General features: G+C 67.3%; 12 protein-coding genes. 4 read left to right on the top strand and 8 right to left on the bottom strand.

Annotated features, from left to right (window positions below):
- Positions 1 to 21 precede the first annotated feature (21 nt).
- The 3 genes from AAY78_RS11680 to smc are packed head-to-tail and all read right to left on the bottom strand — an operon-like array spanning position 22 to position 5,047.
- Complete coding sequence (locus AAY78_RS11680; RefSeq protein WP_046748457.1) at positions 22 to 522, bottom strand: DUF2004 domain-containing protein; 501 nt, start codon at positions 520 to 522, stop codon at positions 22 to 24.
- Between the two features lie 44 nt (positions 523 to 566).
- Positions 567 to 1,439: a signal recognition particle-docking protein FtsY gene (gene ftsY / locus AAY78_RS11675; RefSeq protein ID WP_045265192.1), complete on the bottom strand. Its 873-nt coding sequence runs from the start codon at positions 1,437 to 1,439 to the stop codon at positions 567 to 569.
- 56 nt (positions 1,440 to 1,495) lie between these two features.
- Positions 1,496 to 5,047 (bottom strand): chromosome segregation protein SMC, encoded by a 3,552-nt coding sequence (gene smc, locus AAY78_RS11670; RefSeq protein WP_046748456.1) that lies wholly within the window; start codon positions 5,045 to 5,047, stop codon positions 1,496 to 1,498.
- Between the two features lie 527 nt (positions 5,048 to 5,574).
- On the opposite strand from smc, the gene AAY78_RS11665 reads away from it, so the two are divergent.
- The 4 genes from AAY78_RS11665 (at position 5,575) to AAY78_RS11650 (ending at position 9,166) form a co-directional block, all read left to right on the top strand.
- Positions 5,575 to 5,859, top strand: a complete 285-nt coding sequence (locus AAY78_RS11665; RefSeq protein ID WP_046748455.1) for a hypothetical protein — start codon at positions 5,575 to 5,577, stop codon at positions 5,857 to 5,859.
- Between the two features lie 111 nt (positions 5,860 to 5,970).
- A complete protein-coding gene (locus AAY78_RS11660) occupies positions 5,971 to 7,050 on the top strand; it encodes a GNAT family N-acetyltransferase (RefSeq protein WP_052748752.1) in 1,080 nt (359 codons plus the stop codon).
- A gap of 101 nt (positions 7,051 to 7,151) precedes the next feature.
- Positions 7,152 to 7,847 (top strand): ABC transporter ATP-binding protein, encoded by a 696-nt coding sequence (locus tag AAY78_RS11655; protein ID WP_046748454.1) that lies wholly within the window; start codon positions 7,152 to 7,154, stop codon positions 7,845 to 7,847.
- Positions 7,844 to 9,166 (top strand): permease, encoded by a 1,323-nt coding sequence (locus tag AAY78_RS11650; protein WP_046748489.1) that lies wholly within the window; start codon positions 7,844 to 7,846, stop codon positions 9,164 to 9,166. Before AAY78_RS11655 ends, AAY78_RS11650 begins: the two co-directional genes overlap by 4 nt.
- 20 nt (positions 9,167 to 9,186) lie before the next feature.
- On the opposite strand, the gene mutM is transcribed toward AAY78_RS11650, so the two are convergent.
- The 5 genes from mutM to coaD all read right to left on the bottom strand — a co-directional run bounded on the left by mutM (position 9,187) and on the right by coaD (position 12,078).
- Positions 9,187 to 10,053 carry a bifunctional DNA-formamidopyrimidine glycosylase/DNA-(apurinic or apyrimidinic site) lyase gene (gene mutM / locus AAY78_RS11645; protein WP_046748453.1) on the bottom strand — a complete coding sequence of 289 codons (867 nt, stop codon included), beginning with the start codon at positions 10,051 to 10,053 and terminating at the stop codon, positions 9,187 to 9,189.
- Positions 10,046 to 10,738 (bottom strand): ribonuclease III, encoded by a 693-nt coding sequence (gene rnc, locus AAY78_RS11640; RefSeq protein WP_046748452.1) that lies wholly within the window; start codon positions 10,736 to 10,738, stop codon positions 10,046 to 10,048. Before rnc ends, mutM begins: the two co-directional genes overlap by 8 nt.
- A gap of 10 nt (positions 10,739 to 10,748) precedes the next feature.
- Positions 10,749 to 10,958 (bottom strand): 50S ribosomal protein L32, encoded by a 210-nt coding sequence (gene rpmF / locus AAY78_RS11635; RefSeq protein WP_017830754.1) that lies wholly within the window; start codon positions 10,956 to 10,958, stop codon positions 10,749 to 10,751.
- Positions 10,959 to 10,960: 2 nt separating this feature from the next.
- Entirely contained in the window at positions 10,961 to 11,509 is a 549-nt protein-coding gene (locus tag AAY78_RS11630) for a YceD family protein (RefSeq protein WP_046748451.1), read from the bottom strand.
- 71 nt (positions 11,510 to 11,580) lie between these two features.
- Entirely contained in the window at positions 11,581 to 12,078 is a 498-nt protein-coding gene (coaD, locus tag AAY78_RS11625) for a pantetheine-phosphate adenylyltransferase (RefSeq protein ID WP_046748450.1), read from the bottom strand.
- Positions 12,079 to 12,108 lie beyond the last annotated feature (30 nt).

Here is a 12,108-nt window from a genome sequence, read left to right as displayed (position 1 = left end):
CAACCTGCCTGGACATCACAGCTAGTCCGCGCTCATCACCGACTGCACGCTGCCGTCCGAGCCGAGGTTGACGAGCAGGACGTCATCTGACGAGCTGTCGTCGAGCGCGTACTCGAGCACCGCGAACGGTTCCGAGCCCCCATGCTCGTCGGCGAGGATCGTCATGCTCATGAGCCGGAGCGAGCGGATGATGTCGACGGCGGCGTCTCCCGACACGTCGACGAGCACGTCGGGCAAGTCATCGCCGTACGCTTCCTGCTGCTGAAGGATGTACTCGGTGACCTCGCTGGTGCGGTCGTCCACCTCTGCGAGCATGCCTCGACGCGCCGTGTCGTCGACGCTCTCCAGGCCCGCGATGAGCGAGGCGGCGATATCGAGCGCATCGGACGAGACGTCGTCCTGGTCCGGAGCGGTCAGGTCCACGGTCACACTCTGATCACCGAGCTCCACGGTCTCCGACCAGAAGATCGATCCGTCCGGGCCCGAGGACAGGAGTCCGAAGTAGTCGTGTTCGATCGCCATAACGCTATGAAACCAGCCTCGTGCTCACTGCGGTAGTCCCGTCGTCAACCGACCAGCGACTGGACGAAGACATGAGGGGTGAAACCGGTGAGGTCATCGATCCCCTCGCCCTGTCCGAGCAGCTTGACCGGGATGCCCGTGCGCTCCTGCACGGCCAGCACGAAGCCCCCCTTGGCCGACCCGTCCAGCTTGGTGAGGACGAGTCCGGTGACGCCGGCGTGTTCGAGGAATGCCTCCGCCTGCATCACGCCGTTCTGTCCGGTGGTGGCGTCGAGCACGAGCAGCACCTCGCTGATGGGCGCCTGCTTCTCGATCACGCGCCGGACCTTCGAGAGCTCGTCCATGAGGCCGCCCTTCGTGTGCAGGCGGCCCGCCGTGTCGATGATCGCGATCTCGATGCCTTCGCGCTTCGCATACTCGACCGTCTGAAATGCCACTGAGGCAGGGTCCTGACCCTCCTGCTGCGGACGGACGATCGCCGCCCCACCGCGCTGCGCCCAGGTCGCGAGCTGATCGACCGCTGCTGCGCGGAACGTGTCGGCGGCACCGACCACCACACTGCGCTGGTACCCCCGGAGGAACTTGGTGAACTTCCCGATGGTTGTGGTCTTGCCGACGCCGTTGACGCCGACGACGAGGACCACTGCGGGACGCTCGGTGAGCTTCAGCGTCGTGTCGAACTTCGCGAAGTGCTCCTCGAGCGTCTCCCGCAACATGCGCTGGAGGTCTTTGGGGTCGGTCGTCCGGTAACGGTCTACCTTCTGGCGCAGCTCGTCGACGACGCGCTCGCTGATGTCAGGGCCGAAATCAGCCGTGATGAGCGCTGTCTCGAGATCCTCCCAGGTCGTCTCATCGATGGTGGGCTTGACGAACATGCCGCGCAGTGCACGACCAAGAGACCAGGACTTCTCCGCCATCCCACCAGCCTACGGGGTGCTCAGCGGATGGAAGGCGTGCGCACCGATGGTCTCGGTCAGACCGCGGCCGCAGCTCGGTCGCCGACCCGCTGTCCTACGACCGCCGAGACGCCGTCCTGCCTCATCGAGACGCCGTACAGCGCATCAGCGATCTCCATCGTGCGCTTCTGATGCGTGATGACGAGGAGTTGCGAACTCTCCCGCAGCTGCTCGAACACGGTCAGCAGACGACCGAGGTTCGCGTCGTCCAGAGCTGCCTCCACCTCGTCGAGGATGTAGAACGGGCTCGGCCGAGCCTTGAAGATCGCGACCAGCAGAGCCACAGCCGCGAGCGACCTCTCGCCACCCGACAGCAGCGACAGGCGCTCGATCTTCTTTCCCACAGGACGGACCGACACCTCGATGCCGGTGGTCAGCATGTTGTCGGGATCTGTGAGCGAGATGCTGCCCGTTCCCCCCGGGAACAGCAGCGGGAACACCTGGCCGAAGGCCTCCTTCGTGTCCTCGAAGGCGCTCGCGAAGATGGTCTGCATCCGCTCGTCGAGGTCGGCGATGATCGTCAGCAGGTCCTGTCGCGTCTGAGTGAGGTCGGCCAGCTGCTCGGTGAGGAAGGCGTGGCGCTGCTCCAGCGCGGCGAACTCCTCGAGGGCCAGCGGGTTGACGCGTCCGAGCTGCGCCAGCTTGCGCTCCGCCTCTGCGAGACGGCGCTGCTGGATGCGGCGATCGAAAGGAATCGCCGCGGCGCCGTCTCCGGCGTCTCGGTCCGCCGCTGTCGTCGTGGTGGGATCGCGCGGGACGAGCTGGTCAGGACCATATTCCGCGATGAGAATATCTTCCTCCAGGGCCAGTTCAGAGGAGACCCGCTCCAGCAGGCTGTTCAGGTGCAGCTTCTTCTCGTGTATCTGCAGCTCGAGCCCGTGCACGCTCTCCGTGAGCCCGGTCAGACGTTCGCGCAGCGATGCCTCCTGAGCCCTGAGACCGACGAGTTCCTGGTTCTGGGCCGACCGAGCGGCCTCGGCCTCTTTGAGCGCGAGGCGTGCCTCGGTTACGGAACGATCGAGCGAATCGAGGATGCGCGGCAACTCGTCCGCAACGCCTGAGGCCGACTCCCGCTGCGCGCGGCGGATGGCCGCGCGTCGGGCCGCCTCAGCCGCAGCGTCACGTTCCTGCTCGCGCTGCCGTTCCAGGCTCGCGACCCGGGACTGCGCGGCGCGGACGCGCTCGCGCAGGGTCTCGATCTCGAGTCGAGCCCGCACCTCGCCCTCACGTGCCAGCTCGAGAGCTTCGAGGAGCCCGTCCCGTGCGGATGCATCCAGAACCGGCCGCGGCGCTGCGATCGCTTCGTCCAATGCCGCTTTCGCCGCCTCCGCCTTCTCCTCCGCCTCGGAGACGGTGGACTGCGCCTGCGCGAGCCCGGTCTCCAGCCTCTCGCACTCCGCGACGGCGGATTCGTGTCGCACGGTGATCCGGTTGACCTGCTCCGCGTGCGTGGCGAGGGCAGCGTCGTGTTCGCGGAGCGCTCGAAGAGCCTCCTTGGCCTGCCGTCTCGTGGTCTCGACCGCCTCGTCGGCATCCCGACGCGCTTCACGGAGCGAGTCCGCCACGATCCGGATCTCCGCCAAGCGTTCGGCTGCGGCATCGCGTTCAGCCGCGAGCTCGAGACGCGAGCGCTCACCGCCCGAGCCGGTGCGAAGGGTCTGAGCCGTGATCACGTCTCCGCCGAGGGTGACGATGGTGGTCCCGGTGTCCCCCTTCGCATCGAGTGCAGACCGCGCCGCTCTGGCCGAGTCGAGGTCATCCGCTATCAGCACATGCGACAGGATGCCCAGCACTCCCTCGGGGGCGGTAACGACGTCGACGGCGGGCACGACGCCTGCCAGGGACGGCAACGCCGCGTGCGGTCGCGGCGAGTCGGCGATGACGAAGTCCACCACTCCCCTGCGCTGTTGCGCCGATTCGACGGCCATCGCGAAGGCGTCAGACGCCGTGTCGATGAGCACGCCCTCCGCAAGCGGCCCGAGGACCGCGGACACCGCCGCCTCATAGCCGGCACGTACCTGCACGGCATCGCCGACCAGGCCGCGGACGCCACGTCCTCCGGCGCTGACGATCTCCGCCGCACCGCCGGAGAGCGCCAGAGCGCTGCTCAGCGCGGATGTCTTGGCGGTCAAGGAGTCGACTTCACGCTCAGCCGAGTGCAGACGCTCCCGGAGCGACTCGCGCTCGGTCTCCGCCGCCGTGGCGGCCCGCTGCGCGCTCTCGTATGCCGCCGCATGCTCGACGGCCGTACCCTCCGGTGCCTCGGCGTCGTCGATGGACTCCAGTGCCTCAGCCGCTTCCCGCCGACGAGCGTTCGCGGCCTCGAGGGCGTTCTCCTGGCGGAGAACCGCCCCTCGGACCGCGGCGAGAGCTGACGCCGCAGCCTCGGCGGATCCCCGCAAGGCAGACAGTCGCATGTCGTACTGGGAGACGAGCGCGCTCTGCTCGGCGATGTCGACATCGAGGGTGTCGAGTTCCGCGCGCGCGTGCACGACCTCTCGGCTCGCGGCGGCTGCCGCGTCCTGCGCGTCACCCAGTCCCGCAGAGATCGTGTCGATCTCTTCTCTCGCCTCGTCGATCGTGGCCTGTGTCACGGTGATCGCGGTGACCGCGGCATCGTCGTCGTCCGTGCCGAGCAGCGCGAGGCGCTGATTCGCGAGCGTGTAGAGCCCGCGCATCCGCTCCTGCACCTGCTCGAGACCGAACGCCACGCTGCGCGCCTCGTCCACGGCGACGGAATTCTGATCCTGTTCGAGCCGCGCGATGCTCGCGCGAACCGTCTCCGCCTGGTCGGACAGAACGAGACGCTCGGTGTGGCGCTCGTGCTCGGTCCGAGTGTGGTCAGCGAGAGCGGCACGCAGAGAAACCACGTCGTCCGCGAAGAGGCGCGCCTTGGCATCACGCACCACGGCGGCGATGGTCTGCGCCTCGCGCGCGATCTCGGCCTGTCTTCCCAGAGGCTTGAGCTGCCGCCGGATCTCGCCCGCGAGATCGCTCAATCGGGTGAGATTCGTCTCCATCGCATCGAGCTTGCGGAGCGTCTTCTCCTTGCGACGTCGATGCTTGAGGATTCCCGCCGCTTCCTCGATGAATCCTCGGCGGTCCTCGGGCGACGCCTGCAGCACGGTGTCGAGACGTCCCTGGCCGACGATGACGTGCATCTCGCGTCCGAGTCCCGAGTCGCTCAGAAGCTCTTGAACGTCGAGGAGACGACAGCCCTCGCCATTGATGGCGTACTCGCTCGAACCGTTGCGGAACAGGGTGCGACTGATCGTCACCTCTGCGAACTCGATCGGCAGCGCCCCATCGGAGTTGTCGATCGTCAGCTGCACCTCGGCCCGACCGAGAGGACCGCGTGTCGACGTGCCGGCGAAGATGACGTCTTCCATCTTCCCGCCGCGGAGAGTCTTCGCACCCTGTTCGCCCATCACCCAGGCGAGCGCGTCGACGACGTTCGACTTTCCGGAACCGTTCGGCCCGACGATGCAGGTGACCCCGGGCTCGAAGACGAAGCTCGTCGGTTGCGCGAACGACTTGAACCCTTTGAGCGTCAGGCTCTTCAGATGCATACGGGCACCGCTCGTCCGGGGAGAATCACGCGGCTACGCTACCGGAATTCCGGGCCTGGAGCCTCATCCCGCGCGGGTCGACGGCGAACTCGAGAGGCCGGCGACACGCCGAGCGGAACAGTATGTGCTTGACGTGGCTCTCGCGGGTTCGCTACGGTGGCCTCCGGATCGCCACACGAAAGGAGGTTACCGATGATTACGACTCAGCTCAACGCACAGGCCACTGGCCTCGCCGCGCCCGCGCACTTTGCGCCGCGCCCTGCGTTCTCGGTAACCGCCGGCGTCCGCATGAGCGCTCTCTCGTAGAACCGCAACCCGACTCTCCAGACCTCCCGTAGGTCCAGTCCGGCCGTTTCTCTCGCGCCCCCTCCGAGATCTGCCCCGCAGATCTCGGCACTTCCCGCATCCGCTGACCGCCTCTTCGGCCTCCGTCGACGCCTGCTCTCCCGCACCGTTCGCAGCTGCATCCGCAGCCGACGTGCGGTGCTTCCGCACCCATCATCACCATCACTTCCGAAGGAACCACCGTGAACACCACGTTGCACCGCAGCGATATCCACCCGCCCGATATCGAGGACCACGAGGTCCTCCAGATTCCCCGCCCCGATGAACTGCGTCGCCTTTCGATGGCAGATCGTCTCTCCCTCAGGATCGGCCTCTGGCTCTTCCAGAGGGCACAGCGTCCGCGGCACGCCCGTCGCGGCCTGCGCATCGATCCGGCCGACCTGTTCCTCCTCGGCGAGCAGCGTCATCGCTCCGCCGCCGAGTCGTACGCCCTGCTCACGTACGACATGCAGCGCGGCATGCGCTGAGGCCGTCGAGTCCATGACGGGCATCTCTGCGACGGCGCCCGCTCGCCTCACCCGCGAGCGGGCGCCGTCCCATCACAATCCCCTCCACACACCCCGCACGGAAGAACAGACATGAAGACCATGGAAACCACGATCACGCCGCTGATCGTCCCGGTCAACCTGCAGAGCGAGGATGCCGCCGAGTTCCTCGCCTTCGGCGAGCTCAACAGGCTCGTCTGCGATGAGCAGGTGGGCCTCCCGGACCTCGCGCCTGACGCCGCTCAGATGCTGCCGAACTGGCAGGATGACACGGACGCACTCGACGTGGGCTTCGTCGCCCGTATCGACGGCGGCATCGTCGGCATGGTGACGATCTCCTTCGCCCAGGAAGCCGATGCTCACGCCGCGGAGATCGACCTGCTGGTTCCGTCGGCCCACTGGGGCCGTGGCGTCGAAGAGGCGCTCCTCGACACAGCGGAGGCGGAAGCGCGCGCGCACGGTCGGAGTGTCCTGCAGATCTGGAGCCTGCACCGTCCCGAGGAGAGCGAACGGATGCTGATTCCCCGCACGGGCTGGGGACGCGTACCGGCGACGCCGCTCTCCGACCTCCTGGAGGCACGCGGTTTCGTCCTCGAACAGGTGGAGCGCAACAGTGAGTACGACCTCCGAGGCGACTCGGACCTGCTTCGCACGGCTCTGAGCGACGCTATCGCTCTGGCGGGCGAAGACTACGCGCTGCTCGAATGGGACATGCCCACGCCTCCGGAGCTGAGGGCAGGGTTCGCCGCTGTGCTCGCCCGGCTGTCCACGGACGCACCCAGCGGCGACATGGACTTCGTCGAAGAGGTCTGGGACGCCGAGCGGGTGGTGCGGCGTGAGGCGCGACTGCTCGGCGCGGGGCAGGCTGTCTCCGTGGCGGCAGTGCGTCATGTCCCGTCCGGGACCATCGTCGCGTACAACGAACTCCTCATCGCCGCCGATCGCACGGGTGTGACGCACCAGTTCGGAACGCTGGTGAGCAAGGACCACCGTGGCCATCGTCTGGGAACCATCGTGAAATGCGCCAACCTGCTCCGCTGGCGCGAGCTGATGCCTGAGTCGACCGTCGTCTCCACTTTCAACGCCGAGGAGAACCGGCCGATGCTGAACATCAACGAGGCCATCGGCTTCGTGCCGGTCTCTTACGCCGGGGCATGGCAGAAGAAGCTCTGACGAGGGTGCGGGCCCGATCTCATTCTCCGGGATGACGTCGAGCCCGCACCGTCATCCGCCCGGGCGACGACCGAGCCGGGCGGGACGGCGAGGCTGGAATCATGAACATCCCCGTGATCGAAGCCCACGCCCTCAGCAAGAACTTCGGGTCGACACGCGCCCTCGCCGGCGTCGACCTCGCCATCCATCGCGGTGAGTCCGTCGCCATCATGGGAGCCTCCGGTTCCGGGAAGACCACTCTCCTCCACGTCTTGGCGGGGATCACCGCACCTGACGCTGGCGGAGTCGTCTTCCGCCCTGCCGAGGGATCCGCCATCGAGGTCACCGCGCTCGGAGAGTCAGCGCGGTCACGACTGCGACGCGAGAAGTTCGGGTTCGTCTTTCAGCAGGGCCTTCTCATCCCCGAGCTGACCGCGGTGGAGAACGTGGCCCTCGCCTCGATGATCAACGGCATCCGACGTCAGGACGCCGTGCAGCACGCGGCATCCTGGCTGGCGGCTCTCGGACTCGCCGGGATGGAGGACCGCCGGATCGGCGAGCTGTCGGGTGGGCAGGCACAGCGCGTCGCCATCGCACGCGCCCAAGCCACCGGCGCGGAGGTCGTCTTCGCTGACGAGCCCACCGGAGCGCTGGACTCCACCACGTCCTCGGAGGTCATGGACGCGCTCCTGTGGTCCACGACCGGACAGGGCCGCACCCTCGTCGTCGTCACGCATGACGCCGAGGTCGCCGCTCGGTGCACGCGAACGATCGCAGTGCGCGACGGACGGATCATCTCGTCGGCGGTGACCGCATGAACCGCAATGTGCTCGCCCTCCTGCTTCGCCCCGCTCCCGGTCAGGGCAGCGTTATCGCTCTGCCGGTCGTCGCATTCGCCGTGGTCACGACGCTGGTTCTCACCGTCATCGGCGGGGCGCAGTCGTTCTGGGGATGGACCGACGAGTTCGCTCCTCTGTATCAAGCCCTTGCGGCCATCGCCCTCGTGCTGCTGGTCGTCCCGCTGATGTCCGTCGGCGGAGCGGCAGCTCGACTCTCCGCGCGTCGACGCGACGAGCGTCTCTCCACGCTCCGTCTGCTCGGTGTGTCGCCGGCGGGCGTGACCGTCGCCACCGTGGCGGAATCCGTGCTCGTCGCCGCGGCCGGTGCCCTGGTCGGTGTCGTCGCGCACGTCGCCCTCAGCCCCCTCATCGGACTCATCCCGTTCCGCGGCGAAGCCCTCGGATTCGGTGCCGTCGTCCTCCCGCCGGCGCAGACGGCCCTCGTGGTGGCGGCCGTGCTCGCCCTCGCGTCGACGAGTGCGATCATCGGTCTGCGTCGTGTCGTCATCTCACCGCTCGGCGTGCGCACACGCACCGATGTTCCCAAGGTGCACTGGATCCGGGCGGTGTTCGCCGTCTGTGCGATCGCCGTCGCGTTCGTGCTGATCAAGGTCTTCCCTTCCGTGGGCGGACTCGTCCTCACGATCGTCGTACTCGCCGGCCTCTTCGGCGCCGTGCTGGCAGTGCTGAACCTCGTCGGGCCGTGGGTGCTCAAGGTGGTCGCCTCAGGGCAACTCCGTCGAGCCGAGCGACCGGAGCGACTGCTCGCAGCCCGCATCGTGCTGGACTCGCCGAAAGCGGCTTGGCGGCAGGTCGGTGGTATCGCCACGGCGAGCTTCATGGCCGTCTTCGCCGGTACCGGAGTCGCGCTCTTGAGCATGATGAGCACCTCCGATGCCGCTGCCGCCGACATCGCGCTCGCCGATGACATCCGGACCGGTCTCATCATCACGCTCATCGGCTCCTTCCTGATGGTCGCGGCGTCGGTCGGGGTCAACCAGGCCTCAGACGTCCTCGACCAGCGCGAGCTGCACCGCAGTCTGCATCACCTCGGCATGCCTCTCGAGACCGTGGACAGGGCGCGACGGCGGGCGATCATGTCACCGCTGCTCGTGACCGCGACCGGCTCCGCGCTCGTGGCCGCGATCCTCGTGTTCCCGTTGGTCGGCATCGCGCTGATCACGGCACCAGAGTCGCTGCTGACCATCGCGCTCGTGGTGTCCGTCGGGATCGGTGTCGTCTGGGCGACGACGTGGGCGACCCGTCCGCTCCTGCAGCGTTCCTTCGTGTCTGCGTGAGCGCAAACCGTCCGGAGCAGCTATCTCGGCAGCCGCTGGCAGCGCGGGCAGAAGTGAGAGCCGCGGTTCATGAAGCTCTCGCGCACGATGGGCGTTCCGCACCGCGGGCAGGGCTTGCCCTGCTGCCCGTAGGCGTTGAGCGAGTGCGCGAAATAGCCGGCTTGGCCGTTGACGTTGACGTACTGCGCATCGAAGCTGGTTCCGCCCTCGGCGAGGGCTTTCGCGAGCACGAGCCGGACCTCGGCGAGCAGCCTGCGGACGGCCTGCGTCGACAGACGATCGGCCGGCGTCTCGGGGTGTATCCGCGCTGCCCACAGCGACTCGTCTGCGTAGATGTTGCCGATCCCGCTCACGACACCCTGATCGAGGAGAACACGCTTGATCGCACTCCCCCGTCGCCCCAGAGTTGCTCGAAAGCCACGGTCGTCGAATGCCGGATCCAGGGGGTCACGAGCGATGTGCGCCACCTGAGTCGGGATCCGCGATCCGCCGTCGTCGATCAGCGCATCGACGGCGAGGGATCCGAAGGTCCGCTGATCGGCGAAGACGATCGCGAGCTCGCCGTGCCGGGGATGCTCGATTCCGATCCGCACCCGCTCATGTCGTTCGGCCCCCGCGTCGGGCGCGCGCAACAGCATCTGACCGCTCATTCCGAGATGCCCGATCAGCGCAGAATCCTCGTCATCGAGCGGCAGCCACAGGAACTTCCCGCGGCGCGATGCGTCGGTGAAAATGCGTCCCTCGAGGCGAGCGACGAAGTCAGCGGCACCGGCCACGTGACGAGTGAGGGCGCGCTCGTCGAACACGCTCACCGCGGTGATGGTCGATCCGATCACGGCCGGTGCGAGGCCTGCGCGGACGACCTCGACCTCGGGAAGTTCAGGCACGCTCGCTGAGGGTACGCCACACGCTGAGGGCTGCTGCCATCTCGGCGGTCTTCTTGCTGCTGCCGGCACCCGTCATGCTCACGTCGCCCACGCTGACCGTGGCCAGGAAACGACGGTCGTGGTCTGGTCCGCTCGCCTCGACCGAGTAGCGAGGCGGGGTGGCGCCGAGCCGGGCGGCGAGCTCCTGCAGGCTGGTCTTCGGATCCATGGCCGCACCGTAGCGCTCCGGGTCAGCCAGCAGGGGCTCCGTCAGTCGGAGCACCAGTTCCGTGGCAGCGTCAGGACCTGCCGAGAGGTAGGTCGCGCCGATGACGGCTTCCATGGTGTCGGCCAGGATGGAGTCCTTGTCCCGACCGCCGGTCTGCTCCTCGCCGCGGCCGAGCAGCAGATGGCTGCCGAGGTCGATGCCCCGAGCCACCTCGGCGAGGGCGACGGTCGACACGACGCTGGCTCGTCGCTTCGCCAGCTCGCCCTCATCGAGATCAGGATGCGTGGTGAAGAGCATGACGGTCACCGCCTGCCCGAGCACCGAGTCACCGAGGAACTCGAGCCGCTCGTTGTGCGGGATGCCGCCGTGCTCGTACGCGTAGGAGCGGTGGGTGAGGGCCAACTCCAGAAGCTCCGCGTCGATATCGACGCGGAGCTTTTCTGGGAGAGGTCTCGTCCCCCCGGGGACCTCCGTCACGGTACGCGACTCAGACGTCGGCGACCTTGCGGCCCTTGTACTCCAGGAAGAGCTCGGTGCCCTGCGAGTCGGTGACGACCTTGGCCTGGTGAGGACGGCTGTAGACGACCTGGCCGTTCTCGATGGTCTTGACGAGCGCGACGGGCGCCGCCTTCCACTGCGCGCGACGCGAGCGGGTGTTCGAACGGGATACCTTGCGCTTCGGGGGGTTACCAGCCATGACTAGCTCTCTTCTTTCTCGGCGGCACGAGATTCTTCCGTGCCGTCTTGGTCTGTGATGTTCTGGAGCGCACTCCACCGAGGATCGATGGGAGCGGCCTGCTCCGTTCCGGTGCTCACGGTCAGTCGTTCACCCGTTTTCGGGTCGAGACCCGGGCAATCCGGCTGACACACCGGCTGAAAAGGAAGTGCCAGTACGGCCGCATCCCTGACGAGAGTTTCAAGATCCACGTGGTCGTCTTGAACCTCGAAGTCAGTTTCTTCCTCACCAGGATACGCGAAAAGCTCCTGGAACTCGACTTCGACGGGCCGAGTGATGTCCATCAGGCATCTTCCGCACACGCCGGCGTACTCGGCCTCGGCGATTCCCGACACGAGGATGCCCTCGTGCACCGACTCGAGGCGGACATCGAGATCGAGCTCGGAGCCGGCCTCGTACGACACGATCCCCTCACCCCATGACTCGGCGAGGGCGACGGTGAACTCGTGTTCCCGCATCTCCCCCGGACGCCGGACGATGTCACGGACGGGGAGCACGAAAGGGCCGTTCATTCGAGAGCGCACACTCCCATGCTACCGGCCGCTGCACGCTGTCGTCCTGATTCCGCGTCCAGGCGAGAGGTTCAGATCCCTCGGGATCCCGTGTCCAGGAATGCAGCGACCGCGGGCGGAACGAAGGGACTCACATCGCCACCGAGAGACGCGACCTGGCGGACGAGGGAACTCGAGACCATGGCGTGCGAGGGGTCGGGAAGGAGGAAAACCGTCTCGATGCCGGCGAGGTGTCTGTTGACGATCGCCATCGGCGACTCGTACGCGACATCGATCTGCGAGCGGATGCCCTTCACGAGCACTCCCGCGTTGACGTCACGGGCGTAGTCGACCAAGAGCCCCATGCTCCACGAACCGATCACGATCTCGCCCTGCATGCCGTCGTCGGCGATCGACCTCTCCAGCAACGAGAGCCGCTGCGCGATGGGGAGCATCGCCTCTTTGCCCGGATTGTGCACGACCAGCACGTGCAGCTCGTCGTAGAGGGCCGCGGCGCGCCGGATCACATCGAGGTGACCCAGGGTAGGCGGATCGAAGGAACCCGGGACGACGGCGATCCGGCTGCTCATGGTTCCAGCCTAGGGCACGCCGGTTCCCCG

Source organism: Microbacterium sp. Ag1 (assembly GCF_001005635.1).
GTDB lineage: Bacteria > Actinomycetota > Actinomycetes > Actinomycetales > Microbacteriaceae > Microbacterium > Microbacterium oxydans.
The sequence above is the reverse complement of the archived record's forward strand: the minus strand, read 5'-3'. Positions and strand labels throughout refer to the sequence as shown.